Origin of the sequence: Aureimonas frigidaquae (genome assembly GCF_001463905.1) — a bacterium.
Lineage (GTDB): Bacteria > Pseudomonadota > Alphaproteobacteria > Rhizobiales > Rhizobiaceae > Aureimonas > Aureimonas frigidaquae.
This window is the reverse complement of sequence record NZ_BBWR01000007.1, coordinates 107,097-132,497: the sequence shown is the minus strand read 5'-3', so window position 1 is coordinate 132,497 and position 25,401 is coordinate 107,097. Positions and strand designations below refer to the sequence as shown.

The 25,401-nt window shown below is 66.8% G+C and carries 24 protein-coding genes, 1 other RNA gene and 1 pseudogene; 16 read left to right on the top strand and 10 right to left on the bottom strand.

Annotated elements, in window-relative coordinates:
* The first annotated feature begins 123 nt into the window (after nucleotides 1-123).
* Nucleotides 124-1,293 (top strand): lytic transglycosylase domain-containing protein, encoded by a 1,170-nt coding sequence (locus AUL30_RS07900; protein WP_062227321.1) that lies wholly within the window; start codon nucleotides 124-126, stop codon nucleotides 1,291-1,293.
* Between the two features lie 16 nt (nucleotides 1,294-1,309).
* On the opposite strand, the gene recR is transcribed toward AUL30_RS07900, so the two are convergent.
* The 4 genes from recR to ffs form a co-directional block, all read right to left on the bottom strand.
* Nucleotides 1,310-1,915 carry a recombination mediator RecR gene (gene recR / locus AUL30_RS07895; protein ID WP_062227320.1) on the bottom strand — a complete coding sequence of 202 codons (606 nt, stop codon included), beginning with the start codon at nucleotides 1,913-1,915 and terminating at the stop codon, nucleotides 1,310-1,312.
* A gap of 50 nt (nucleotides 1,916-1,965) precedes the next feature.
* A complete protein-coding gene (locus AUL30_RS07890) occupies nucleotides 1,966-2,289 on the bottom strand; it encodes a YbaB/EbfC family nucleoid-associated protein (protein ID WP_062227319.1) in 324 nt (107 codons plus the stop codon).
* Between the two features lie 4 nt (nucleotides 2,290-2,293).
* Nucleotides 2,294-4,288, bottom strand: a complete 1,995-nt coding sequence (locus AUL30_RS07885) for a DNA polymerase III subunit gamma/tau (RefSeq protein ID WP_062227318.1) — start codon at nucleotides 4,286-4,288, stop codon at nucleotides 2,294-2,296.
* A gap of 153 nt (nucleotides 4,289-4,441) precedes the next feature.
* An RNA gene (gene ffs / locus AUL30_RS07880) (signal recognition particle sRNA small type) lies at nucleotides 4,442-4,539 on the bottom strand.
* A gap of 79 nt (nucleotides 4,540-4,618) precedes the next feature.
* Here ffs and AUL30_RS07875 point away from each other — a divergent pair.
* Together AUL30_RS07875 and nudC are read left to right on the top strand one after the other, a co-directional pair.
* The gene (locus tag AUL30_RS07875) at nucleotides 4,619-5,038 is read left to right on the top strand and encodes an HIT family protein (protein ID WP_062227317.1); all 420 of its coding nucleotides are present in this window, start codon (nucleotides 4,619-4,621) and stop codon (nucleotides 5,036-5,038) included.
* Entirely contained in the window at nucleotides 5,035-5,940 is a 906-nt protein-coding gene (gene nudC / locus AUL30_RS07870) for an NAD(+) diphosphatase (protein WP_244490745.1), read from the top strand. Before AUL30_RS07875 ends, nudC begins: the two co-directional genes overlap by 4 nt.
* A 3-nt stretch (nucleotides 5,941-5,943) precedes the next feature.
* On the opposite strand, the gene AUL30_RS19910 is transcribed toward nudC, so the two are convergent.
* Nucleotides 5,944-6,828, bottom strand: a complete 885-nt coding sequence (locus tag AUL30_RS19910; RefSeq protein ID WP_062227390.1) for a prephenate dehydratase — start codon at nucleotides 6,826-6,828, stop codon at nucleotides 5,944-5,946.
* A 60-nt stretch (nucleotides 6,829-6,888) separates the two neighbouring features.
* Nucleotides 6,889-7,548 (bottom strand): annotated as a pseudogene (locus tag AUL30_RS20080) (3-deoxy-manno-octulosonate cytidylyltransferase); the annotation flags it as partial.
* Between the two features lie 268 nt (nucleotides 7,549-7,816).
* Here AUL30_RS20080 and AUL30_RS07860 point away from each other — a divergent pair.
* The 9 genes from AUL30_RS07860 (at nucleotide 7,817) to AUL30_RS07820 (ending at nucleotide 19,400) form a co-directional block, all read left to right on the top strand.
* Nucleotides 7,817-8,665: a c-type cytochrome gene (locus AUL30_RS07860; protein WP_062227316.1), complete on the top strand. Its 849-nt coding sequence runs from the start codon at nucleotides 7,817-7,819 to the stop codon at nucleotides 8,663-8,665.
* A gap of 201 nt (nucleotides 8,666-8,866) precedes the next feature.
* Entirely contained in the window at nucleotides 8,867-10,906 is a 2,040-nt protein-coding gene (locus AUL30_RS07855; protein ID WP_244490744.1) for an extracellular solute-binding protein, read from the top strand.
* Nucleotides 10,903-12,783: an extracellular solute-binding protein gene (locus tag AUL30_RS07850; RefSeq protein ID WP_062227315.1), complete on the top strand. Its 1,881-nt coding sequence runs from the start codon at nucleotides 10,903-10,905 to the stop codon at nucleotides 12,781-12,783. Before AUL30_RS07855 ends, AUL30_RS07850 begins: the two co-directional genes overlap by 4 nt.
* A gap of 63 nt (nucleotides 12,784-12,846) precedes the next feature.
* Entirely contained in the window at nucleotides 12,847-13,929 is a 1,083-nt protein-coding gene (locus AUL30_RS07845; RefSeq protein WP_062227314.1) for a microcin C ABC transporter permease YejB, read from the top strand.
* Nucleotides 13,930-14,001: 72 nt separating this feature from the next.
* Nucleotides 14,002-15,114 carry an ABC transporter permease gene (locus AUL30_RS07840; protein ID WP_062227388.1) on the top strand — a complete coding sequence of 371 codons (1,113 nt, stop codon included), beginning with the start codon at nucleotides 14,002-14,004 and terminating at the stop codon, nucleotides 15,112-15,114.
* Nucleotides 15,115-15,123: 9 nt separating this feature from the next.
* The gene (locus AUL30_RS07835) at nucleotides 15,124-16,152 is read left to right on the top strand and encodes a cation diffusion facilitator family transporter (RefSeq protein WP_083507759.1); all 1,029 of its coding nucleotides are present in this window, start codon (nucleotides 15,124-15,126) and stop codon (nucleotides 16,150-16,152) included.
* Nucleotides 16,145-17,809, top strand: a complete 1,665-nt coding sequence (locus AUL30_RS07830) for an ABC transporter ATP-binding protein (RefSeq protein WP_244490743.1) — start codon at nucleotides 16,145-16,147, stop codon at nucleotides 17,807-17,809. The genes AUL30_RS07835 and AUL30_RS07830 overlap by 8 nt, the downstream gene beginning before the upstream one ends.
* Entirely contained in the window at nucleotides 17,806-18,462 is a 657-nt protein-coding gene (locus tag AUL30_RS07825; RefSeq protein WP_062227313.1) for an NUDIX domain-containing protein, read from the top strand. The genes AUL30_RS07830 and AUL30_RS07825 overlap by 4 nt, the downstream gene beginning before the upstream one ends.
* Nucleotides 18,459-19,400, top strand: a complete 942-nt coding sequence (locus AUL30_RS07820) for a 2-hydroxyacid dehydrogenase (protein WP_062227312.1) — start codon at nucleotides 18,459-18,461, stop codon at nucleotides 19,398-19,400. The genes AUL30_RS07825 and AUL30_RS07820 overlap by 4 nt, the downstream gene beginning before the upstream one ends.
* Nucleotides 19,401-19,422: 22 nt before the next feature.
* Here AUL30_RS07820 and AUL30_RS20075 read toward each other — a convergent pair whose 3' ends face one another.
* Nucleotides 19,423-20,565, bottom strand: a complete 1,143-nt coding sequence (locus AUL30_RS20075) for an Mrp/NBP35 family ATP-binding protein (RefSeq protein ID WP_062227311.1) — start codon at nucleotides 20,563-20,565, stop codon at nucleotides 19,423-19,425.
* Nucleotides 20,566-20,737: 172 nt separating this feature from the next.
* Between AUL30_RS20075 and AUL30_RS19700 the strand changes: the two genes are divergently transcribed.
* A complete protein-coding gene (locus tag AUL30_RS19700; RefSeq protein ID WP_062227310.1) occupies nucleotides 20,738-21,490 on the top strand; it encodes a HugZ family pyridoxamine 5'-phosphate oxidase in 753 nt (250 codons plus the stop codon).
* 77 nt (nucleotides 21,491-21,567) lie between these two features.
* On the opposite strand, the gene AUL30_RS07805 is transcribed toward AUL30_RS19700, so the two are convergent.
* From AUL30_RS07805 to AUL30_RS07795, 3 genes are all read right to left on the bottom strand, one after another.
* On the bottom strand, nucleotides 21,568-21,855 hold the full coding sequence (locus AUL30_RS07805) for a glycine zipper domain-containing protein (RefSeq protein WP_062227309.1): 288 nt from the start codon (nucleotides 21,853-21,855) through the stop codon (nucleotides 21,568-21,570).
* Between the two features lie 79 nt (nucleotides 21,856-21,934).
* Nucleotides 21,935-22,912: a PAS domain-containing sensor histidine kinase gene (locus tag AUL30_RS07800; protein WP_062227308.1), complete on the bottom strand. Its 978-nt coding sequence runs from the start codon at nucleotides 22,910-22,912 to the stop codon at nucleotides 21,935-21,937.
* Between the two features lie 189 nt (nucleotides 22,913-23,101).
* A complete protein-coding gene (locus AUL30_RS07795) occupies nucleotides 23,102-23,896 on the bottom strand; it encodes a response regulator (RefSeq protein ID WP_062227307.1) in 795 nt (264 codons plus the stop codon).
* A gap of 297 nt (nucleotides 23,897-24,193) precedes the next feature.
* Between AUL30_RS07795 and AUL30_RS07790 the strand changes: the two genes are divergently transcribed.
* The 3 genes from AUL30_RS07790 (at nucleotide 24,194) to AUL30_RS07780 (ending at nucleotide 25,398) form a co-directional block, all read left to right on the top strand.
* Nucleotides 24,194-24,403, top strand: a complete 210-nt coding sequence (locus AUL30_RS07790) for a NepR family anti-sigma factor (protein ID WP_062227306.1) — start codon at nucleotides 24,194-24,196, stop codon at nucleotides 24,401-24,403.
* A 4-nt stretch (nucleotides 24,404-24,407) separates the two neighbouring features.
* Nucleotides 24,408-24,959, top strand: coding sequence for a sigma-70 family RNA polymerase sigma factor (locus AUL30_RS07785; protein WP_062227305.1), 552 nt, complete (start codon nucleotides 24,408-24,410; stop codon nucleotides 24,957-24,959).
* A gap of 100 nt (nucleotides 24,960-25,059) precedes the next feature.
* A complete protein-coding gene (locus AUL30_RS07780) occupies nucleotides 25,060-25,398 on the top strand; it encodes a DUF883 family protein (RefSeq protein WP_062227304.1) in 339 nt (112 codons plus the stop codon).
* The last annotated feature ends 3 nt before the right edge of the window (nucleotides 25,399-25,401 follow it).

The following is a 25,401-nucleotide window of genomic DNA, read 5'->3' as shown; positions in this document are numbered from 1 at the left end:
TGCTTTGCCCTTGCGGAATTATTTTGCTACCAAGCACGGGCGTCGTGTCGGGGGCTTGCCATTTTTTGGCCCGTTTCTCACCCAAAAGCGATGTATGAGGGAAACAGCTCGGGGATTGATTGTATGGCGCAGCTTTCGGGGGCCGCTCGTCAGGAGCGCAAGCGCATCCGTCTTTCCGCGTTGGCGTTCCTGTCGATCATCCCTCCGCTGCTCCTGACGGGCTGCGTCTCCGGACAAGGCGGGCTCCTGGGCGTAGCCGATATCGGCTCCGAGCCCGCAGCCGAACAGCAGGCCGCCAAGGCCGCCGTGGCGGCGGATGCGCCACAGGATGGCAAGTCCACGCGCGTGGCGGCCAAGTCGGCGCTCCCCCGCAACGGCACAATCAGCGGCAGCCCGGAGCTCGATCGCATGATCGCCAAGGCCGCCGACGAAAACGACGTACCGCGCGAACTCGCCTATGCGGTGCTGCGGGTGGAAAGCCACTACAACCCCAAGGCCGTCGGTCGCGGCGTCTACGGCCTGTCGCAGATCAAGCCGGCCACCGCGCGCAGCCTGGGCTTCAGCGGTTCGGCACAGGATCTCCTCGATCCCGAAACGAACCTTCGCTACGGCATGAAGTACCTGGCCGGGGCATATGAGAAGGGTGGCGGCGATGTTTGCGCCACCTCCATGAAATACAAGGGCGGTCACCGCGCCACGGTGATGAGCCAGTCGACGCGGGAATATTGCTCCAGCATTAAGCGCCACATGGCCGCGATTTCGAACCGGCCCATGGGCAACACCGAAATGGCCCGCCTCCAGCCGAGCACGAAGCCGGATGCCGGCGCGGCGCAGAAGCTGAACCGGCCCGCAGCGCCAGCCACCGCGAAGGCGACAGCCCCGGCGCAGGCACCGGCCGCGCATGAGACGACAGAAGTCGCCAGCCTGACGGCACCGGCCCGCCCCGCCGCCAAGCCCGCCGCGGCCGCCAAGCGTCAGACGCCATCCGCCGTTGCCGCGGCCATGACCGAGGGGACGGCCAGGCATACGCCCGCAACGGACGCCGTGGCCAATGCCATTGCCGTACCGGTTCCCGGCCATGCCGAGCGGCCTGTCACCGTAGCGGCGCAGGCGCAGCCGGCCAAGGCAGCCCAGTCCGCGCCGCCGCAGAAGGTCGCCGTGCCGAGCCACGCTCTGGCGGCGGCGGCCAAGCCTGCGCCACAACAGGTCTTTGCATCCGTGCCGGTGCCGCAGGCCTCGGCCGCGCTTGGCTTTTCCGATGAAGAGCCCGATCCTGCCCGCTTCGGGCAGTAAGGGCAAGGCTGCCGCGTCAGAAGGCGGTGCGTGAGCGCATCGCGGCCGACAGCGTGCCTTCGTCCAGATAATCCAGTTCGCCGCCCACCGGCACGCCATGCGCCAGGCGCGTGACGGTCACGGCGCTGCCTTCGAGCTGGTCCATGATGTAGTGGGCCGTCGTCTGCCCCTCCACCGTCGCATTGACGGCGATGATAATTTCCTTGACGCCGCCCTCCGCGACACGCTCGACCAGCCGGCCGATCGTCAGCTCATCCGGCCCGATGCCTTCGAGCGGCGACAGGACGCCGCCCAGCACATGATAGGCGGCATTGAGCGCCTTGGCGCGCTCCAGCGCCCAGAGGTCCGAAACATCCTCCACCACGACGATGGTCGAGCGGTCACGCCCGGCATCGCAGCAGATCGTGCAGGGATCCTGCGTATCGATATTGCCGCAGCAACTGCAGGTAACCACCCGGTCCGCGGCATCCGCCATGGCCACGGCCAGCGGCGCCAGGATCTGCTCGCGCCGCTTGACGAGGTGCAGCGCCGCGCGCCGGGCGGAACGGGGCCCGAGGCCCGGCAGCTTGGCCAGAAGCTGGATCAGACGCTCGATCTCGGGGCCGGCAATGCTTCGGGACATATCCTGTCAACTTTCAAACGATCGTCCCGAAGGTGCGGGATGTCCCGTGGCTAGAATGGCAGCTTGAGCCCGGCCGGAAGCTGCAGGCCGGCGGTCAGGCTCTGCGTCTTTTCCTGAATTTCCTGATCCAGCTTGCGCCGTGCATCGGCATGCGCCGCCACGATCAGGTCTTCCAGCATGTCCTTTTCGTCGGGGTTCACGAGCGAGGCGTCGATGGTCAGCGCCGTCAGCTCGCCCTGCCCCTTCAGCGTGACGCTCACCACGCCGCCGCCGGATTGGCCCGTCGCCTCGATCTCGGCCAGCTCCTGCTGCAGGCCCTGCATCTTTTCCTGCATGGCCTTGGCCTGCTTCATCATCCCCATCAGGTCTTTCACCGCATCACTCCTCGGTTTCGTCGTCGTCGTCCAATGCCGGCGCGAGCGCGTCCGGCATATCGTCCTGCGGGTCGATATCGTCCAGAGGGGCAGCCACGTCAAACCCGGCGGGATCGGCCGAGGCCTCTGCCAGGGCGGCCGGTTCGATGGGCTCCGGCTCAGGCTCGGTCCGCAACCGCACCTCCGACACGCGTGCCCCCGGGAAGGCGGCCAGAAGCGCGGCCACGTCGGGATGGCCCTGTGCCTCCTCCACCAGCCGGCGGCGACGAGCCTCGGCCTGCTCCTCCAGGGTGGTGGCATCGATCGGTCCGGTGGCGACGGTGACGATCCATCGACGCCCCGTCCATTCGAAGAGCTTGCGGGACAATTCCCCCGGAAAGGTGGCCGGCGCATCGTCCACCAGGCCGACTTCCAGCCGGCCGGGCTCCACGCGCACCGGCAAGAGGTAGCGGCGGATGCGCAGCCGGGTCAGCGAATCCCGCTTCTCGGCCGCCAGTCGGTCGAGATCCTCCAGCGAGCGCAAGCTTGGCCCGGTATCGTCAGCCAATACGGGCGCGGCCACGGGGCGTGGCTCACTGGCCGCAAAACTGTGCAGGCTCAGCGCGCCACGGGCGGCCAGCGCCCGGGCCGCGCCGTCCATGGACGGCGCCATCGCACGGGGCGCATCCCCGTCGAGCGGACCACCCGGCCCGGCCATGCCCACAGCAGCGACGGCATCCGGTCCGCCGGTCATATCGCGGCTTGGGCCGGCGTCGCCGCGCGGGGCGGGCGTGGTGGCTGGCGGCGGGGCGGCGATGCTCACCGACCCGCCATCGGACATGGTGCGCAGCATGGCGGCCAGTTCGGCAGGATCGGGCAGCGTCGTCGCATAGGCGATGCGGATCAGCGCCATCTCGGCCGCCTGCCGCGGCGAGGCGGCCAGGCGCGTTTCCTCGACGGCCTTGAGCAGGAGCTGCCAGACTTCTGACAGGGTGCGCACGGACAGGCGCGCGGCAAGCCCTGCCCCACGCTCCGCCTCGGCCGGGGCTAGGGCCGCGTCGCCGGCCGCCTCGGGCACGAAGCGCAGCGAGGTGACGAGGTGGGTAAAATCGGCAAGGTCCGCCAGCACGACCTGCGGATCGGCCCCGCCGGCATATTGCGCCCGCAGCTCGCGCAGGGCCGCGGTGGCATCGCCCGCCATCAGCATCTCGAACAGGTCGATGATCCGCGCACGATCGGCCAGGCCGAGCATGTCCCGGACGGTTTCGAGCGATACGCGGCCGGCGCCATGAGCGATGGCCTGATCGGTCAGGGACAGGGCATCGCGCACCGACCCCTCGGAGGCGCGTGCCAGAAGACGGAGTGCCTCTTCCTCGGCCTCCACCGCCTCGGCATCCAGCACCTTGCGCAAATGGGACATCATCCGGGCCGACTCGACACGGCGCAGGTCGAAGCGCTGGCAGCGTGACAGGACCGTGATCGGGACCTTGCGGATTTCGGTCGTGGCGAAGACGAACTTCACATGCTCGGGCGGCTCCTCGAGCGTCTTCAGCAGGCCGTTGAAGGCCTGCGTGGACAGCATGTGCACCTCGTCGATGATGTAGACCTTGTAGCGGGCCGAGACCGGTCGGTAGCGCACCTGCTCGATGATCTCGCGGATGTCGTCGATGCCGGTATGGGACGCGGCGTCCATTTCGACCACGTCGACATGCCGACCCTCCATGATGGCCTTGTCGTGCAGGCCGGGGGCATCCATGCGGATCGACGGGCGGTGGACCGTATCGGTCTCGTAATTCAGGGCGCGCGCCAGGATGCGGGCCGTCGTCGTCTTGCCGACACCGCGCACGCCGGTCAGCATCCAGGCCTGGGCGATGCGCCCGACATCGAAGGCATTGGTCAGCGTGCGGACCATCGGCTCCTGGCCGATCAGATCGTCAAAGCTCTGCGGGCGGTACTTGCGGGCAAGGACGCGGTAGGGGCTGACGGGGCCGGTGCCGTCGCTATCCTGTTGCGTGACCAAGAGCGCGCTCCCTTCTTGCGACGGCGTGGACACCGCAGCGGCGGCGTTCCCACACCGCACTCATAAACGGCCGGGCCGCCGATGCAATGCCGTCGGCGGGCGAACGAAAGCCCGCCGCAATGGTGGCGGCAGCGTGCCGACGGGATCTGGAAGGTGGGAGGCTGGCACGATGACCCGCGCACAATCTCGTTGGGGCTGCTTCCTTCCGGACCTGACCCGGTTGGCGAGTGACACGTCCACCACCAACCTCCCGACGCTGTATATCGTCCGCTATTCGTGTAAATGCAACCTCGAACACCGAAAGATCATCGTGACGAAAGGCAGCGTGCCGTGCAGTCCCAGGCTTTCATACTCGCCCGCCAGCTCGATGCCGATACGCTCTTCGTGCGCAAGCTCGGCCTTTGTCGCATGCTGCTCCTGAACGATGCGCGTTTCGTGTGGCTGCTGCTGGTTCCCGAACGCCGGGATATCGTCGAACTCTTCGACCTGACGCCGCAGGATCGCGCTGCGCTCATGGAAGAGACGACCTTCGCCGCCCGCCTGCTCAAGGACGAATTCTCCGCCGATAAGGTCAACGTCGCGAGCCTCGGCAACATCGTGTCGCAGTTCCACATGCATGTCATTGCCCGCCACGCGCGCGATGCCGGTTGGCCCGGCTCTCCCTTCGGACTGCCCGGCCGCCTTCCCTACGAGCCCCATGAGGCGGCCGAGGTGATCGAGCGCCTGTGCGCCGAGGAGTTCCCCGCGTGACCGAGCGCATGGCCTTCACCACCAACCGGCTGGACCGGGACAGCGAGAAGCGGACCGAATCGAGCCTTGCCGCCGCACTGGCCGAATCGACGGTGACTGTGTGCCTCATCGCCGGCTCCGAATGGCTCGTGACCGGTCCCGAACAGGCGCCCGACCCGCGCTTCGGCGCAGCCGATGCGCCGGGGCTGGGAGCGGATCTGTCGCATGCCATTCTGCTCGGCCGGACGGATGACGGCACCGCTGTGGTCGCCGCGCCGGCGGCATCACCCGCAGACGGGGGCGCCGTGCGCGCCGTCTCGTTGCGCGCCCTTGCCATGGCCGGCACGCTCGATCCGGATCTGGAGGGACAGCTCGCCCAGGCGCAGCATCTTTTCCACTGGAACCGGCGGACACGCTTCTGCGGCGTGTGCAGCGGCCCGACCGTCGGAGAGGCCGGCGGCTACCGCCGCCGCTGCACGGCCTGCGGCGAGCTGTTCTTCCCGCGCACCGACCCGGTGGTGATCATGCTGGTCCATGATGGTGGCGAGCGGTGCATCCTGGGCCGCCAGCCCAATTTCGCACCGGGCATGTATTCGGCCCTCGCCGGCTTCGTGGAGCCGGGCGAAACGCTGGAGGACGCCGTCCGGCGCGAGGTCCTGGAAGAGGCCGGGATCACGGTCGGCGCGGTGCGCTACCATGCTTCCCAGCCCTGGCCCTTCCCGGGCTCGCTCATGATCGGCTGTCTGGCGCAGGCCACACAGGACACGATCCGCCACGACACGACCGAGCTGGAAGACTGCCGCTGGTTCACGCGGCAGGAAGCGCGGGCCATGCTGGACGCCACCCACCCCGATGGCATCAGCGCGCCCCGGCCCTACGCCATCGCCCACCACCTCCTGCGCGCCTTCGTGGAGGCTGGTTGAGCCTTATTCGCCCGGTGTGGTCGGCGGTGTCGCCGGCCGATCGGGCGAAGCCTCGTAGACGCCGAGAATGGTGACCTTCTTGGTGAAGAAGGCCAGTTCCTCCAAGGCATGGGCCACGCCACGATCGTCCGGGTGGCCCTCGATATCGGCGTAGAACTGCGTGGCCACGAAGGCCCCGCCGATCTGGTAGCTTTCAAGCTTGGTCATGTTAACGCCGTTGGTCGCAAAGCCGCCGAGCGCCTTGTAGAGCGCCGCCGGCAGGTTGCGCACCTCGAAGAGGAAGGTGGTGACGGCACGTGGCGCGTCGCTCACCCACAGGTCCCGCTCGCTCGCGCCCTTGCGGGACAGGACGACGAAGCGCGTCGTATTGTGCTCGGCATCCTCGACATCCTGCGCCAATATGTCGAGCCCGTAGAGCTCGGCGGCCAGCCGGGGCGCCAGCGCCGCGACATGCGGCTCGGCCATTTCCGACACGATCCGCGCCGCGCCGGCCGTGTCGGCGGACACGACCCCCTTCCAACCGTGCCGCCGCAGGATCTCACGGCACTGGCCGAGCGCGTGGATATGGCTGTGGACCTCCCGCACATCGTCCAGCCGCGTGCCGCGCTTGGCCATCAGCTGGAAGCGGATCGGCAGGAAATACTCGCCGACGATCCGCAGCCCGGACACTGGCAAAAGGTGATGGATATCGGCCACCCGGCCGGCGATCGTGTTCTCGATGGGAATCATCGCCAGGTCCGCATCCCCCCGGTTGACCGCCGCGAGCGCGTCTTCGAAGGTGGCGCAGGGCAGCGGCTCCATGTCCGGGAACATGTTGCGGCAGGCCGTGTCGGAATTGGCCCCCGGTTCGCCCTGGAATGAGATGCGGTTGGTGCGCTGGCGCGGCAGATAGGCGGCCCGGGCCAGCTCGAGTTGCGCGGCCGTGTCGACGCCGAGCGGCACGGCATCCACCGTCACCGCATCGATGCGCATGCCGGCTTCCAGCGCACGCAGCTGCTCCAGGCTCTCGCGCAGCTCCAGGGACGAGGCGCCGAGCGAAACGAATCGCTCCAGCGCGGCGCGGCGATAGGCGTAGATGCCCACATGGTGGAACAGCGGTCCCGCGCCGGCCGGCGCCGTCGCCCGCGTGAAATAGAGCGCGCGCAGACGGTTGGGCGCGATCGGCGTGCCGACGAGCTTGACGACGCTATGGTCCGCGGCATCCGGCCCGCCGGTGAAGGGCACCGCCACCGTAGCGATGTCGCAGGCCGGGTCGGCCAGCGGCTCGATCACGGCGCGGATCGTCGCCGGCTCGATCGTCGGCAGATCTCCCTGAAGGTTGATCACCGTATCGTAGGCTCCGTCCGGATCGATCTGCCCCAGCGCTTCGTGGATGCGGTCGGATCCGGACATGTGGTCCCCGACGGTCAGGACCGCCTCATAGCCGGCGCTGCGCACGGCTGCGGCGATGTCCTCGGAATCGGTCGCCACGACGATGCGGCCGATCCCGGTGGCCGCGGCGCGCTCGCAGACGCGCACGATCATCGGGGCGCCGCCGATATCGGCCAGGGGCTTGCCGGGCAGCCGGGTGGAGGCGAGGCGTGCGGGAATGAGAATCACTGGACGCATGGCTGATGGTTCCTGCGGACGACGACCGTCCCCTTCTTTTGAGCGCTCCCCCGGCACTACCGCTTGATCGTGGCGCAGGGCAATGTAAGAAGACTTCCAAGCTGGACCCCGCGGCGGCCACGGCACAGTGCCGCGGCCGGGCGAGTCGCCAAGCTTCGGGAGCGGTCTACAGGTGTTGCCTTGAAAGGGCAAAAGACATAGCTTCCGCGCGAATTTTAGAACCGTTCGTCGGTGCCATCGCCGGCTGATGATGGGAGCCGCCCAGTCCATGAATTCCTTCGAGGCCAACAAGATCTTCGGCGCCATTCTGGGTGCGGTCTTCGTCCTGTTCGGCGGCAGCCTGCTCGCCGAGGCGATCTTCCACTCCGAGCTGCCCGAGCGCGAGGGCTTCGCCATCGTGGCGCAGGAACAGACCGGCGGCGGCGATGCAGAGGCTCCGGCCGCCGTCCCCATCGCAGTGCTGATGCAGGAGGCCGATGCCGAGGCCGGCGCCGCCATCTTCAAGCGCTGCCAGGCCTGCCACAGCGGTGAGAAGGGCGGCCCGAACCTGGTCGGCCCCGATCTGTGGGACATCGTGAACCGGCCGATCGCCATTCACGAGGGCTTCTCCTACTCCTCCGCCATGATGGCCTTCAGCGAGGATCATTCCGTCCACTGGGATTACGAGCATCTGAACGGCTTCCTGCACAATCCGCGCCAGTATGTCAGCGGCACGGCCATGAGCTTCGCCGGCATCAACAAGGATCAGGACCGCGCGAATCTGATCGCCTATCTGCGCACCCTGTCCGACAACCCGGCTCCGCTGCCGGAGGCTGCGCCTGCCGCAGCAGCCGGTGACGATGCCGCTGCCGCCGAGGGAGAAGCCGCTCCGGCCGATGGCGCCGCGGCGCCCGCCGGTCAGGAGCCTGCTCCGGCCGAGGGCCAGGAGGCTGCGCCCGCATCCGGTCAGGACGGCGCCGCCACGCAGGATGCCGACGGTGTCCCCGCCGTGACCGAGCCCGGCACGTCGACCACGCAGCAGGGCTCCACACAGGCGCCGGCCACGACCGATCCTTCCACCGGAGAGGCCGTCCCCTCGCAGCAGCCGGCCGCGCCGGCGACGGGCAACAATCCCTGACGGCCTCCTTCGAGGCATTGCACGAAGGCCGGTACGCGAGTGCCGGCCTTTTTTATTGCCGAAGGCAACAGCCATCACAGGCTGTGCTTGCCGTGGGCCCCATGCCGATTAAACTTTCGTCATGAACGGGGCTCGTCCCAAGCCCGCCACAAAGCTGACCGCAGCTTGACCGCATTCCCGCCACCGGATTCGGAGAGTGATTTGACCGGACGTATTCTCGCCCCCACCCTCGCCGCACTGATGATGGCCCAGTTCCTCGTGCCGGCCGCGGCAAAGGATACCGCCGCTCCGGCGGGGGAATGGCGGGACGGATCCGGCAGCACCGAACCATCCAAAGGCGGGTTGCTGAAACTCGCCGCCGCCGACAGCGCCCAGCCCGCTGCCCAGCCGGGACCGCAGGCCGAGGCTGACGACACCGCCCCATCGGCAGGGGAATGGCGGGAATGGTCCAGCATCATCGAGCCGTCCAAATACGGCGACAGCTTCGCCCATTACGACTACGTCAATGTGAACGCGCCCAAAGGCGGGACGCTGAACCTGGCCGGCGCCGGCAGCTTCGACAGCTTCAACCCTTTCGTCCTGCGGGGAACGGCAGCGGCCGGCTTCGCGGCCTTCGGCGGCGGCCTCGCCTACGACACGCTGATGGACCAGGCACTGGACGAGCCGGGCGTCAGCCACGGCCTGATCGCGGAGGCCATGCGCTACCCCGCCGATTACAGCTCCGTCACCTTCCGCATCGATCCTGCGGCGCGCTGGCATGACGGGCAGCCGATCACCGCCGACGATGTCGTCTGGAGTTTCCAGACGGTCACCCGCCTCTATCCGCTCTATGCCAACTACTACCACAACGTCACGGCGGCCGAGGTGACCGGCGAGGGCGAAGTCACCTTCCGCTTCGACCAGACGGGCAATCGCGAGTTGCCCAACATCATGGGCGATCTCGTCGTCCTGCCGCGCCATTACTGGGAAGGCACCAACGCGCAGGGCGCCAAACGCAACATCGAGGAGCCGACCCTGGAGCCGCCGCTCGGCTCCGGCCCCTACCGCGTGGCGAGCTTCGATACCGGGAACACCATCACCTGGGAACGGGTGCCGGACTATTGGGCCAAGGATCACCCCACGCGCATCGGGCGCTACAATTACGACAAGGTCCACTACACCTATTTCCGCGATGCCAATGCCGCCTGGGAAGCTTTCAAGCGCGGCGGCTTTGCCGACTACCGGGCCGAGAACAGCGCCGGGCGCTGGTCGACAGGCTACACCTTCCCGGCCTTCAACTCCGGCCGCGTCAAGAAGGAGGCGCTTCCATCGGCCAGCGTGCAGCCCATGCAGGCCTATGTGCTGAACACACGCCGCGAGAAATTCGCCGACCCGCGCGTGCGCCGTGCGCTCGTCCTGGCCTTCAATTTCCAGGAAATGAACCGCACGCTCTTCTACGAGCTGTATCGGCGGACGGACAGTTTCTTCCAGAACACGAATCTTGCCGCCAAGGGCCTGCCGGGCGAGGACGAGTTGGAGATCCTGAAGCCGCTGGCCGGCGATCTGCCGCCCGAACTTTTCGCGCAAGCCTACAGCCTGCCCGACTACAGCGCCCCCAATGCGGAGCGCCAGTTCCTGCGCGAAGCCTTCGACCTTCTGAAGCAGGCCGGCTACGAGCGCCGTGGCTCGGACCTCGTCAAGGCCGATACGGGCGAGGTGCTGAGCATCGAGTTCCTGGGCGACGACCCCAATGACAGCCGCATCCTTGAGCCCTTCGCCAACCAGCTCCGCCGGCTCGGCATAAGGACCGACGTGCGGATCGTCGATACGTCGCAGTACCAGGCGCGTGTCGACAACTTCAATTTCGACGTGGTGACGGGCCAGTTCGCGCAGTCGCTTTCGCCCGGCAACGAGCAGCGCGATTTCTGGGGCAGCGCGGCGGCGTCGCAGCCGGGCAGCCGCAACCTGGCGGGCATCCGCAACCCGGCCGTGGACGCCATCATCGACAAGATCGTCTTCGCGCCCGATCGGGAAGCCCTCGTTTCCGCCACGCGGGCGCTCGATCGCGTGCTCCTGTGGAACAACTATGTCGTTCCGCAATGGCACAATCCCGATATCTGGCTGGCCTATTGGGACAAGCTCGAAATGCCCGAGCGCCAGCCCGCCTATGCCGGGCTCGACCCCTTCTCCTGGTGGGTTCGGCCGGGCACGCCGGATGTCGTCGCCCCCGATCCGGCGCAACTCGACGGCGGCAGCCAATGACCGGCTTCTGGCTGAGCCGGCGCGGCTTCAACGGGCTGCTTCTTTCTGGTGCGGCCGCCGGGCTGACGGCCCCGCGCCGCGCCTTTGCCGGAAACGCGGCCGATACGCCGCTGCATGGGCTCTCCGCCTTCGGCGAGCTTGCTTATGCGCCCAACTACACGCAGTTCGCCTATGCCAATCCGGACGCGCCGACGGGTGGCCGGATGGTCATGACCGTGCCGAACTGGATCCTGAACCAGGCGCCCGATACTTTCGATACGCTCAATACGCTCGTCCTGCAGGGCAATGCACCGCCCCGCATGGAAAAGCTCTATGATTCGCTCATGGTCTCCTCGCTCGACGAGCCGGACGCCATCTACTGCGCCCTGGCGCAGACGGTGACCATGAGCGCCGATGCCAACAGCTTTACCTTCGCCCTGCGGCCGGAGGCGCGCTTTGCCACCGGCGAGCCGGTCACCGCAGAGGATGTCGTCTTCAGCTACGAGACCTTGAAGGCGGACGGGCATCCGAGCCTTGTCATGGCGCTGGCGGAAGTCACCAGCATCACGGCGCTCGATGCAGGGACCGTCCGGCTCGTCTTTTCCGGCCGGCAGACGGTGCCGGCGGCACTGGGCGCGATGGCCGGAATTCCCATCCTGCGCAAGGGCTTCTTCGATGCGCGCAGCTTCGCGCGGGTGACCATGGAAGAAATTCCCGGCAGCGGGCGCTACCGTGTCGGGCGCTACGAGGCGGGGCGCTACATCGAATATGAGCGGCGTGCGGACTATTGGGCGGCAGACCTGCCCTTCGCGCGCGGGCTCGATCATCTCCAGACCCTGCGCATCGAGTTCTACCGCGACAGGCAGGCTGCCTTGCAGGCCTTCAAGAAAGGCGACGTGACCTGCCGCGAGGAATTCACGACCAAAGCCTGGGCGACGGAATATGACATTCCGGCCGTCCGGGACGGCCGGATCGTCCGCAAGGAGTTCCCGGACAACCGGCAACCGCGCTTCCAGTGCTGGGCCTTCAACCAACGGCGCGCGCGCTTTGCCGATCCGCGGGTGCGGCGCGCGCTGAACCTGTGCTTCGATTTCGAGTGGACGAACGCCAACCTCATGTTCGGGCTGCGGCGGCACGCCAATTCCTGCTTCGAGGGTTCGGAATTCGTAGCGGAAGGGGCACCCTCGGCCCAAGAGCGCGCCATTCTGGAGCCGCTGGCCGCCGACCTGCCGCAGGAGGTCTTCGGCCCGGTCTGGGTGCAGCCCGTATCGGACGGCAGCGGCTTCGACCGTGCGCTCCTGCGCGATGCGAGCCGCCTTCTGGCAGCGGCCGGCTGGGTCCGCAAGGGCGAGCATCTCATCGATGCCGCGGGCGAGACGCTGCGTGTCGAGTACATGATCAACGATCCCGAACAGACCCGTGTCTACGGCAAGATGATCGGCAATATGCGCGCCATCGGCGTCGATGCCGATTTCCGGCTGGTCGACGCGGCACAGTACCAGGCGCGCCAGAACAGCTTCGATTTCGACATGATGCTGTCGGCCTTCCAGCTTTCCGCCACGCCGACGCCCGAGGGCCTGAAGCTCTTCTTCGGCAGCGGGACGCGGGAGATGCAGGGCGGCTACAACTACCCCGGAATGGCGAGCCCGGCCGTCGATGCCATCATCGCCCGCGTCGGGGCGGCGCAATCGCGCGACGAGCTCGTCGTGCTCATGCGGTGCCTGGACCGGATCCTGCGGGCGCGGCTCGACTGGGTGCCGAACATTGCCGCATCCTCCCGCAACGTCGCCTACTGGGATATGTTCGGAATGTTGCCGAAGAAGCCCGATTACGGCTTCCCGGTCGAATCCCTGTGGTGGTACGAAGAGGAGAAGGCCAAAGCCATCGGCCGCGCCTGACGGCGTGTCCCTCCCCCCAGACGACGCGGGGGTCCCGCGAACCGGAGTTGAAACGCAGCCGACATGGGCGCTTACATCCTACGCCGCTTGCTGCTGATGATCCCGACTCTGCTCGGCATCATGGCCATTTCCTTCATCGTCATCCAGTTCGCACCCGGCGGGCCGGTGGAACAGGTCATCGCCACGCTGCAGGGCCAGGCGGGCGACCGCCTGTCCGGTGGCGGCGGCGGTGAAACGCAGTACCAGGCGAGCACCGACACATCGGGCTATCGCGGCGCGCAAGGGCTCGACCCGGCCTTCATCGCCAAACTCGAACAGCAGTTCGGCTTCGACAAGCCGCCCCTGGAGCGGTTCGGGCTGATGATCTGGAACTTCGCCCGCTTCGATTTCGGGGAAAGCTATTTCCGCTCGATCTCGGTGATCGACCTGATTCTGGAGAAAATGCCGGTCTCCATCTCTCTCGGCCTCTGGATCACGCTCATCTCCTACGGGATTTCCATCCCGCTGGGCATTCGCAAGGCTTTGAAGGACGGGTCGAGCTTCGATGTCTGGACATCGGGCGTCATCATCGTGGCCTATGCCATTCCCGGCTTCCTCTTCGCCGTGCTCCTGATCGTACTGTTTGCCGGCGGGTCCTTCCTGGACTGGTTCCCCTTGCGCGGCCTCGTCTCGGACAATTGGAGCCAGCTCTCCTGGCCGGAGCGGATCCTCGACTATTTCTGGCACCTGACGCTGCCGCTCATCGCCCTGTCCCTGTCCGCCTTCGCCACGACGACGCTCCTGACGAAGAATTCCTTCCTGGACGAAATCCGCAAGCAATACGTGACCACGGCCCGCGCCAAGGGCCTGACGGAGAACCGGGTCCTCTACGGCCACGTCTTCCGCAACGCCATGCTGATCATCGTGGCCGGCTTTCCGGGGGCCTTCATCTCGGCCTTCTTCACCGGCTCGCTGCTGATCGAAACCATCTTCTCGCTGGACGGGCTCGGGCTCCTGGGGTTTGAAAGCATCTATCGCCGCGATTATCCCGTCGTCTTCGCGACGCTCTACATCTTCTCGTTGATCGGGCTCGTGGCGACGCTGATTTCCGATCTCTGCTACACCTGGATCGATCCGCGGATCGACTTCGAGCGCCGGGAGGTCTGAGCCTTGGATCATCTCTCCCCCGCCACGGAAGCCAGCGAAACATCGGCTGGCATCGCCCAAACGGTCCCCGCCATGGCGGCGGCGCCGCGCCAGCGCCTTTCGCCGCTCAACGCGCGCCGCTGGCAGAACTTCAAGGCCAACCGACGCGGCTACTGGTCGCTCTGGTTCTTCCTGGCGCTCTTCCTCGTCACGCTGTTCGCCGAGTTCGTCGCCAACGACAAGCCCATCCTGATCGAATACAAGGGCGAGTATTACGCTCCGATCTTCCAGGACTATCCGGAAGAGGTCTTCGGCGGCTTCCTCCCCGTCACCAATTACCGTGACCCCTTCATCCAGGACGAGATCGGCCAGAATGGCTGGATGATCTGGCCGCCGGTCCGTTACTCCTACCGCACCGTCAACAACGAGGTGCCGACCCCCGCGCCCTCCGCGCCATCCTGGACCTTCTCCAAGGAAGAGCGCTGCCAGCGCTACCCGCTCGGCGTGGACGATCCCAACTGCACCATCGGCAACTACAACTGGCTCGGCACGGACGATCAGGCGCGCGACGTGCTCGCCCGGCTGATCTACGGCTTCCGCATCTCGGTGCTGTTCGGCCTGGTCCTCACGGTCTTCTCGGCGGTGATCGGGGTGACGGCCGGCGCGATCCAGGGCTATTTCGGCGGCTGGGTGGATCTGATCGCCCAGCGTTTCATCGAGATCTGGTCCTCGATCCCCGTCCTCTATCTTCTGCTCATCGTCGCGGCGATCCTGCCGCCTGGCTTCTGGATCCTACTCGGGATCATGCTGCTCTTCTCCTGGGTCGCCTTCGTGGGCGTGGTGCGGGCGGAGTTCCTGCGCGCGCGCAACTTCGAATATGTGAACGCGGCACGCGCGCTCGGCGTAAAGGACGCGACCATCATCTGGCGCCATCTCCTGCCCAATGCCATGGTCGCCACGCTGACCTTCCTGCCCTTCATCCTGAACGGCTCGATCACCACGCTCACATCGCTCGACTTCCTGGGTTTCGGCCTGCCGCCGGGCTCCCCCTCGCTGGGTGAGCTCCTGGCGCAGGGCCGCAACAACCTGCAGGCACCCTGGCTCGGCATATCCGGCTTCGTGGTCCTGTCTCTGATGTTGTCCTTGCTCGTTTTCGTGGGGGAGGCCGTCCGCGACGCCTTCGATCCGCGCAAGAGCTTCCGGTAGGAGCGCGCCATGGGGCACGATCATCCGCATGATCACGACCATGAGGACGGGCATGGGCATGAGGACGGGCACGCTCACAACCACGCCCATGGCCATTCGCATGGCGCCGGCGGGCACGATCACCTGGCCGGCGTGAACGAGCGGCGCATCGCCATCGCGGCCGTCGCCACCGGCCTCTTCATGGTGGTCGAGTTTTTCGGCGGCGTCATCGCCGGTTCGCTCGCCCTCATCGCCGATGCGGCGCATATGCTGACGGATTTCGCCGCGCTCGGGCTCGGCTGGTTCGCCTTCCGGCTCGCGCGCCGCCCGCAGGACCTGAAACGCACCTTCGGCTATGAACGCTTCGAAGTCGTCGTCGCCTTCGTCAACGGCCTCGCCCTTTTCGTCATCGCCATCTTCATCGTGGTCGAAGCCTGGCGCCGGATGATGACCCCGGAAGAGGTTCTGGCCGGCCCCATGCTGGCCGTCGCCGTCCTGGGCCTCATCGTCAACATCGCCGTGTTCAAGGTGCTGCACGGCGCCGAGCGCGAGAACCTGAACATCCGGGGCGCGCTCCTGCATGTCCTGGGCGATCTCCTCGGCTCCGTCGCGGCCATCGTGGCGGCGCTGGTGATCCTGGCCACGGGCTGGATGCCGATTGATCCGATCCTGTCGGTGCTGGTCAGCCTGATCGTGCTCGTCTCGGCCTGGCGCCTGGTGCGCGATGCCGGGCACGTCCTCCTGGAGGGTGTGCCGGCCCATCTGTCCGTGGATGCGATCGGTCCCGATCTCCTGCGCACCGTTCCGGGCGTCATCGATGTGCACCACGTCCATGCCTGGTCGATCACGCCGCGCCGCTCCCTCGTCACGCTGCATGCGCGGCTGGCAGAGGGCGCCGACCCCGCCACCGTGGTGCCGGCGATCAAGCTCCGGCTGGCGGAGGCCTTCGCCATCGGCCACACCACGGTCGAGGTAGAGACGGGCCCCTGCGCCGATGGCGATGCGGACTGTTTCCACACGCCCCAACGACCTCCAGTCGAAAGCCCCGAACATGCATGAGGATGAGGTGACCGGAATGGACGCGTCCGGGCAGGCTCCGCTGCTCGATGTCCGCGACCTGTCCGTCGCGTTCCATCAGGGCGAACGCACGACGATTGCGGTGGATGGCGTGTCCTTCCATATCGCGCCGGGCGAAACCCTGGCCCTGGTGGGTGAATCGGGCTCCGGCAAATCGGTATCGGCCCTTTCGGTGCTGCGGCTCCTGCCCTATCCGGCGGCCAGCCACCCGGGCGGGCAGGTCCTCTATCGCGGGCAGGACCTTCTGCATGCGGACGAGACGGCCCTGCGCAAGATCCGTGGCAGCCGCATCTCCATGATCTTCCAGGAGCCGATGAGCTCCCTGAACCCGCTGCACACGATCGAGCGGCAGGTCGGCGAGATCATGAAGATCCATCGCGGCCTGTCCGATGCGGCCGCGCGTGCCGAGACGCTCAAGCTCCTGACGCAGGTGGGCATCCGCGAGCCGGAGAAGCGGCTGCAATCCTACCCGCACCAATTGTCGGGGGGGCAGCGTCAGCGTGTCATGATCGCCATGGCCCTGGCCAACGAGCCGGACATCCTCATTGCCGACGAGCCGACGACCGCGCTGGATGTCACCGTGCAGGCGCAGATCCTGGAACTCCTGAAGTCCTTCCAGGTCGAGCGGCGCATGGCCATGCTCTTCATCACGCATGATCTCGGGATCGTGCGGCGCATCGCCGACCGTGTCTGCGTGATGTTCAAGGGCAAGCTGGTGGAACAGGGCCGCACGGAGGATGTCTTCGACCATCCGCGCCACTCCTACACCAAGCATCTCCTGGCCGCCGAGCCCAAGGGCAAGCCGCCGGCGGCCAACGAAAACGCCCCCATCGTCATGGAAGGGCGCGGCGTGAAGGTGTGGTTCCCGGTGCGGACGGGCCTTCTGCGCCGCGTCAGCGATCATGTGAAGGCCGTCGACGGGATCGATGTCGCCGTTCGGGCCGGCCAGACCGTCGGCGTGGTGGGGGAATCGGGTTCGGGCAAGACGACGCTGGGCCTCGCGCTGACGCGGATGATCTCCTCCACGGGGCAGATCCTGTTCGACGGCGCGCGCATCGACGACCGCTCCTTCGCCGATATGCGCCCCTTGCGTGACCGCATCCAGATCGTCTTTCAGGATCCCTTCGGCTCGCTGTCGCCGCGCATGTCGGTGGCCGAGATCGTCGCGGAGGGCCTGTCCATCCATCAACGGCAGTTGAGTGCCGTCGAGCGGGAGGCGCGGGTCGTCTCGGCTTTGCGTGAGGTGGGCCTCGATCCCGCCTTGCGGTTCCGCTACCCGCACGAATTTTCCGGCGGCCAGCGCCAGCGCATCGCCATTGCGCGCGCCATGGTGCTCAACCCGCGTTTCGTGATGCTGGACGAGCCGACCTCGGCCCTCGACATGAGCGTGCAGGCGCAGGTCGTCGATCTTTTGCGGGACCTGCAGCAGAAGCACGCCCTCGCCTATCTGTTCATCAGCCACGATCTGAAGGTCGTGCGTGCTTTGGCCAATTATCTGATCGTGATGCGCAACGGCAAGGTCGTGGAATCCGGGCCCGCTGAAGAGATCTTCGAGCGACCGAGGAGCGACTACACCAAGGCTCTCATGGCGGCGGCCTTCGACGTCAAGGCGACACCGGGATTGGCGGTGTCTCAATGAGCGTCGCCGATCGCCGCCGGCTGGCCGATCAGGCGCTGGATTTCTCCATCAATGGTTGCGAGCGGCTGGCCGATGGCTTCCGCCCGCTCGACAGGTTCATCGTGTCCTATGACAGCCTCGACGGCACCCGCCGCTACGAGAATGTGGGGCGCGAGGTTCTGCGCTGCCGGTCTGCCGCCATCATCCTTCCCTATGATCCGGTGCGCGACGCGATCGTCCTGATCCGCCAGTTCCGCATCGGCGCGGCCTTGATGACGCCGGGCGCCGCACCGCTGGAGCTGCCGGCCGGGCTGATCGACGATGGCGAGCGCACGGCTGACACGGCCGCGCGGGAGATGCGGGAGGAAACCGGGCTCGAGGCGCTGGCCATCGCCCCGATCTTCTCCGCCCTCTCCTCGCCCGGCCTCTGCGACGAGATGCTGCATTACTTCATGGCCATCGTGGACGCCTCGCGGCTTCCCTTGTCCGCCGGCCTGGCGGAGGAACACGAGGATATCCTGCCTTTCGCCGCACCGGTCGCCCCGCTGCTCGAGGCGATGGACGAGGGCAAGCTGATGAACGGCCCGCTCATCACCGCCCTGCACTGGTTCGACCGCAAGGGCCGGCCCATGGCCCGCGTTCTGGCCGACAGCATAACGGGAACTCCATCATGACGATCCTGGTGGCGACAAGTGGCGCCTCCGCGCCGACGTGGCGATCCGCTTTGGCATCCAGGCTGCCGCAGGACGCGGTCGTCACCGCGCTCGAGCCGGGGCAGGACGCGACGGTCGATTATGCCGTGGTCTGGCATCAGGAGCCGGGGCTTCTGAACGCGTTGCCGGAGCTGAAGGCCGTCTTCTCGCTCGGCGCGGGCGTCGATCATGTCCTGTCGGATCCGACCCTGCCGGACGTGCCCATCGTGCGGATCGTCTCCGACGATCTGACGGGCCGCATGAGCGAGTACATCGTCTGGCGCGTGCTGGACCATCTGCGCCAGGGGCGGGCCTATCGGGACCTGGAAGCCGCTGCGCGCTGGGAGGATCTGCCGCAGCCTGCGGCCCATGCCTTACGGGTCGGCATATTGGGGCTCGGCGAGCTGGGGCGCGATGCCGCCGCCAAGCTGCGTGTGCTCGGCTTCAAGGTCAGCGGCTGGAGCCGCACGCCGCGCCGTCTGGAGGGGGTCGAGGTGCATTCCGGCCGCGACGGGCTGGCGGCCTGCCTTGCGCAAAGCGACATCGTCGTGGTGCTCCTGCCCCTGACGCACGAGACGCGCGGCCTGATCGACGCGGCCTTCCTGGGCGGTATGAAGCGCCGGACGCCACTTGGCGGGCCCGTCCTCATCAATGCCGGGCGCGGCGGGTTGCAGAAGGATGCCGACATCCTGGCGGCACTGGAATCCGGCCTGCTGATGGAGGCCTCCCTCGATGTCTTCGAGGAAGAGCCGCTGCCGCCGACAAGCCCGCTCTGGCGCCATCCGCGCTGCTTCGTGACGCCTCATATCGCCGCGGCGTCGGACCCGGATGTTCTTTCGGCGCTGATCGCGGACCAGATCACCCGCCATCGGGCCGGCGGCGCCCTGACGGGACTGGTGGACAGATCCGCAGGCTACTGAGCCGCCATAGTATCCGAGCAGGCTATTCGAACAGGATCGTCGGCGCAGCCGGCTGGGTGCGGCCCTCCAGGCTGTCCCAGACCCTGTCGGCAATCTCCCGGTAGACCATGGCCGACACGCTGTCGGGGGCAGTCGCCACGACCGGACGGCCGGCATCGGAACTTTCGCGGATGCCCATTTCCAGGGGCACCTCCCCCAGGAAGGGAACGCCCAGCCGCGCTGCCTCGGTACGGGCGCCGCCATGGCCGAAAATGTCGTAGCGCCGGCCCGTATCGGGCGCGATGAAGTAGCTCATATTCTCCACGATGCCGAGCAACGGCACCTCGACCTTGCGGAACATGGCAAGGCCCTTGCGCGCATCGATCAGCGCCAGATCCTGCGGGGTCGAGACGATGACGGCGCCGGCCAGCGGCACCTGCTGGGCCATGGTCAGCTGCGCATCGCCCGTTCCGGGCGGCATGTCCACCACCAGTATATCGAGCGGCGCCCATGCCACCTCACGCAGGAGCTGCGTCAGAGCCGACATGACCATCGGTCCACGCCAGATCATCGGCGTGTCTTCCTCGACCAGGAAGCCCATGGACATGGTCTTGATGCCGTAGGCTTCCATGGGCAGGAGCGTGCGGCCACCCTCGGTCTGCGGCTTGCCGGACAGGCCTGTCAGGCGCGGGACGGACGGGCCGTAAATATCGGCATCCATCAGGCCGACCTTCAGCCCGCGCGCCGCAAGGCCCAGCGCCAGGTTCACGGCTGTCGTCGATTTGCCGACCCCGCCCTTGCCGGATGCGACGGCAATGATCCGGTCGATCCCGGGCACGCCCGCCTTGCCGCTGGCATTCCGGGCCGGGCCCGGTCGGGTGGGCACCGGGTGGGCGGCAGGAGCAGCCGGCCGGGGCGCCGGGGCAGCGCCCGGCGCGCGCTCGGCCGTCATCGCCACCATGGCCGAGCCGATGCCGTCGAGTGCGGCCACCTGCCGCTCGATCTCCTGGCGCAGCGGCTCGAAGCGTTCGGCCTCCGCGGCCGGGACGGTCAGCGAGAAGAAGGCCTTGCCATCCGCGATGAAGATATCCGACACCATGTTGCGGGACACGACATCGGCCCCGCCATCGGGCGCGGGCAGCCGCCGCAGCGTGTCGAGGATCCGGTCCTTCAATGCATCGGTCACGGCGCGCGCTCCTCCTGTCCGGTCTGTCGGCCGGGGCAGCTTTAGCACCGAAGGACACGCGCTGTCAGTTTGGCGGACCGGCTTTTTCATGCGCAGCATAGGATGCGGGGACAGTTCAGCTGTCCGCCGACCGATGCTATGGACGTGCCGCGGAAACGACAGGAGGCCCGTCATGGCAGATGCGCGCGCGGAAATGATGCAACCCGTCACACCAGCAATCGCGAACGAAGCACGGCGGTTGATCCGCATGGCCCGCCATGCCGGGCTCGGGGTCATCGATCCAGCGTCCGGTGGGCCGCATGTCAGCCGCGCCTTGGTGGCGCCGGACATGACGGGCGACCCGGTGATTCTCATCTCCACCCTTGCCACCCATGCGGGGGCCCTGGCGGCCGATCCGCGCGCCAGCCTCCTGTTCGGGGAGCCGGGCAAGGGCGATCCCCTGGCGCATCCGCGCATCACCGTCCATGGCCGCGCCGAGCGGATCGATGCCGCCCATCCCGACTACGCCCGGATCCGCCGGCGCTTCCTCGAACGCCAGCCCAAGGCGCGGCTCTATATCGACTTTCCCGATTTCTCGCTGTGGCGCATTGCCCTTGAGGGCGGCGCGCTGAATGGCGGCTTCGGCCGCGCCGCGATCCTGACCCGCGCGGAGCTGACAGAAGCCGTGAGCGACGACATCGCCGATGCCGAGCCGCGCGTTGCAAGCCATATGAACGAGGATCATGCCGACGCGATCGACCGGATCGTCGCCCGCTCGGGCGAAGCGACGCAAGGGTGGCGAATCGCCACCATCGATCGGTTCGGCTTCGACTGCATGCGCGGCGACAGCGTCGTGCGGATCGATTTTGCGGAAAGCATCAGCGCGGGCAAGGATTATCACATGGCCTTTGTCGGCCTGGCGCGCGCAGCTGCGCAGGACGCCTGAGCGTTAAACAAAACGGCGCCCCCGAAGGGGCGCCGTTCCAGATCGATCGATCCTTGTGTGACCGCTTGTGGCGCCGCTCAGCCGCGATAGCCGGCCGGGCATTCGGCCACGTAGCGCTGGCCACGTCCGTCGCGGTAGACGCATTCGCCCGGACGGCTGGTGGCCGCACCGAGCAGAGCGCCGCCGGCAGCGCCGATCGCGCCACCGATGAGCGCGCCCTGAACGTCACCACCCACAGCCGCGCCGATGGCTGCACCGCCGAGGCCGCCAACGGCCGCCGGAGCGACGATGTCCTGGTTCGGCGTCTGGCAGCCGGCCAGAGCGAGCATGGCGGCGGTCACGCCGAGGATGAGTGTCTTCTTCATGGAAAATGCCTTTCAACTTGCGTCCCTGGGGCGGGTTGTCCCACATAAGTGTGGCAGGTTCAAAGTCCTGCCAGCTCCGTCACACAGCTTTGCGCTGCTCGATGATCTCGAAATGCGCATCGGGCACTTCGAGCCGATAGCGCAACCCTTCCGCCTGGTAGCTCAGCTCCGCCACGCCGTCGACCGAGTTGGGCACGATGCGCTCCAGCGTGGAGGTGCCGAAGCGCGTATCGCTGCGGGCGCCGACCTTCGGTCCGTTCCGCTCCTGCCATGACAGGACCAGGATCTTGCCGGTCGGCGCCTCCTGCAGCGCCACGCCGATGTCGACGACCCCGTCCTGCACGGACAGGGAGCCGAAGGATGCGGCGTTGACGGCCAGCTCATGCAGCGCCAGCCCGACATGCAAAGCCGCTGTCGGCGACAGGTAGATATCCGGCCCTTCCAGGTGGATCTGCCGCATGCCTTCCGGGGCATACCGGTCCACCTGGCTGCGCACCAGCTTCTGCAGCGATGCGCCGCGCCAGTCGGCATCCGTCACGAGATCCTGCGAAGAGGCGAGCGATTGGATGCGCCCGCGGAACCGGACGAGAAATTCGGGAATGGTGATGGAGTGGCGCGCCGTCTGGCTGGCCAGGCTCTGGATGATTGCCAGAAGGTTCTTGGACCGGTGCGACAGTTCCCGCAAAAGGGATTTGAGCGTGTCCTCGCGCCGCTTCTGCTCGGTGATTTCGAGCGACGTGCCGATCAGCCCGACAATGTCCCCGCCCTCCGGACGGTCGACATCCACCCGCACGTCGAACCAGCGGTTTTGACCGCCCTCGACCGTGCAGAGCTCGAAACGGGCCGGACGGCCAGTGGCGAGGACCTGCAGCTTGATGCTGTTGCACCGCTCCGCGCTGTCGGGGCTCAGGAAATCCTCGTCACGGGTACCGTCGGCGGCAGCGGCCAGCCATGAACCCGCCGCATTGAATGTCCACAAATACCGCAGCTCGGTATCCTGCGCAAAGACGACGAGTTCCGTATTGGCCAGTGCGCGCAGCGCCTTGTAGGCTACCATGGCCCGGCCTCCCCGTGAGGGTGCCAAGGCAGGTGCGCCCCAGCGGACCGCATGGGCCTCGTCGCTCCGTCGATGGTCGCCTGAAACCTCATGCCATGATACGCCCGGCCCGCCACCTTCCCTGCACCGTCCCGCAGGGCTTGTCCTCGTTCATGCGGCGCCCTCCGGATGGAAGGCGCCGTCGATCCGTCAGGCCGCAGCCTTCTTGTCCGACTCGAAGAACAGCGCCTGGCTAATGAGCGCCTTCACCATATCCGGGTTGAACGGCTTGGTGACGAGGAAGGTGGGCTCCGGCCGCTCGCCCGTCAGGAGACGCTCCGGGAAGGCCGTGATGAAGATCACCGGCACGGAAACGCGGGCCAGGATGTCGTTCACCGCGTCGATGCCTGAACTGCCATCGGCAAGCTGGATATCGGCCAGCACCATGCCGGGCTTCTGTTCCTCGAACAGGGCCAGGGCTTCCTTGTGCGTGCGGGCAATGCCCGTGACGCCGTGGCCGAGGCTTTCGACCATCTGCTCGATGTCCATCGCGATGAGCGGCTCATCCTCGATGATCATGATGTTGGTCGACACCTGGCGTCCGATGTCGGAACTCGCATGATCGATCAGGCGGGAGAAGTCCTCGTCCGATACGCGCAGGATCGATGCGGCCTCGTCGGTCGTGAAGCCTTCAACGGCCACAAGCAGGAACGCCTGGCGCGGCAGCGGCGAAATGGCCCGAAGGTTGCGGGACGCCTTTTCCTCCCAGGCCGAAACGGGCGCATCCTCGCGGATGTTCACCTCCAGCGACTGCCAGAGCGACGAGAACAGCTTGTAGAGTGAGATGCGAGGGCTTTCCTGTGTATCGAACAGGCTCGGCTCGGCGATCAGCGCCTCCAGAACCGCGGCAACATAGGCATCGCCGCTCGCCTGCGACCCGGTCAGGGCGCGCGCATACCTGCGAAGATAGGGAATGTGCGGCGCAATGCGCGACGACATCGACATGAAGACTCCCCTCGGACCGATCAACAGAACCGAAAATAATGTTACTACAGCAGCGGCTGATATGGGGCGCCAGCCGGCATTTCCAACACAGAGTGCCGTCCCCCACGAAAATTATTGCGGACTCAGCGCGCAGGCCTGCCGCTCTTCGAGAAAATATTCGGCTTGCCGCCGGTCGGACATAAAGTTGCGCCGTGCACTCTTGTTGAGCCGCATCGGCGGCACACATACAAAGCAAGCTTGGCCATGTCCGGTTTTCCTGCATCGACCGGACGCGGGCGCTTCGTCATGCGAGGTTCAATGGACGATCAACGAAAGCCGACCGACGGCTCACCAACGGATACCGGCAAGGATGACACGCCGCTCGGCCCGAGCAATGCCATCGGCCGGCGCTTGCGCGCCTATTACGAGGATGTCGCGGCTGAACCGGTTCCGGACCGGTTCCTGTCACTCCTGGACGCGCTCGACGCGGCCGAGAAGAAGAGCAAGACGTCCGGCACGGGGGAGTAACGCCATGAGCGACAGCCCTGAGTTCAGGAAAGACCTCATCGCCATCATTCCGAGCCTGCGCGCCTTCGCGGCTTCTCTGGCCGGTTCGTCCGACCGCGCGGACGATCTCGTGCAGGAGACGCTCGTCAAGGCGTGGGACAAGCAGCACACGTTCCAGCCCGGCACCAACCTCAAAGCTTGGCTCTTCACCATCCTGCGCAACGAGTTCTACACGCAGATGCGCAAGAAGGGCCGCGAGGTTCAGGATGTGGATGGCATTCACGCCATGCAGCTTGCCGGCCATCCCGAGCAGCAGGGACATCTGGACCTGCAGGATTTTCGCCGGGCCCTGGATCTCCTGCCGGACGACCAGCGCGAAGCGCTGGTTCTGATAGGCGCCTCCGGATTTTCCTACGAAGAGGCGGCGGAAATCTGCAAATGCGCGGTCGGCACCATAAAGAGCCGCGTTTCCCGCGCCCGCACCCGCTTGTCGGAAACCCTCGGAATCGAAGGCGACGGTGAATTCGGTCCGGATTCCATTTCGTCCCAGATCATCGGTGTCGCGCCCGCGGCGTGACGCTGGAACCATCGGGCAAGATGGGACATTACGTCCCAGGTGCCCGCAGTCGCATGCATGGCGCCAGGCTCAACCCGCCCATTCGAGAGGGAACTCGTCTATGTCCACCACCAACCCCAACGAAGCGGCCGGCAAGGGCCGGTCGGATGCGAACCAGGCCGACCTCGAGGCCCAGGTGAAGCAGCTCCGCGAGGATCTTGCCAACGTGACGGAAACCTTGAAGGGCGTTGCCGGAAACCGTGCCAGCTCGGCCCGCGACCAGGCTTTCGCGCTGAAGGAAGACATCAAGGAAACGGGCGAGCAGTATTTCCGGCAGGCACAGGAAACCGTCGGCGAGCTCGAGGAACAGTTGAGCGAGCGCGTGCGCGCCGAGCCGCTGAAGTCGGTCCTGATCGCCGCGGCCATCGGCTACTTCTACGCTCGAATCTTCAAAAACTAATCC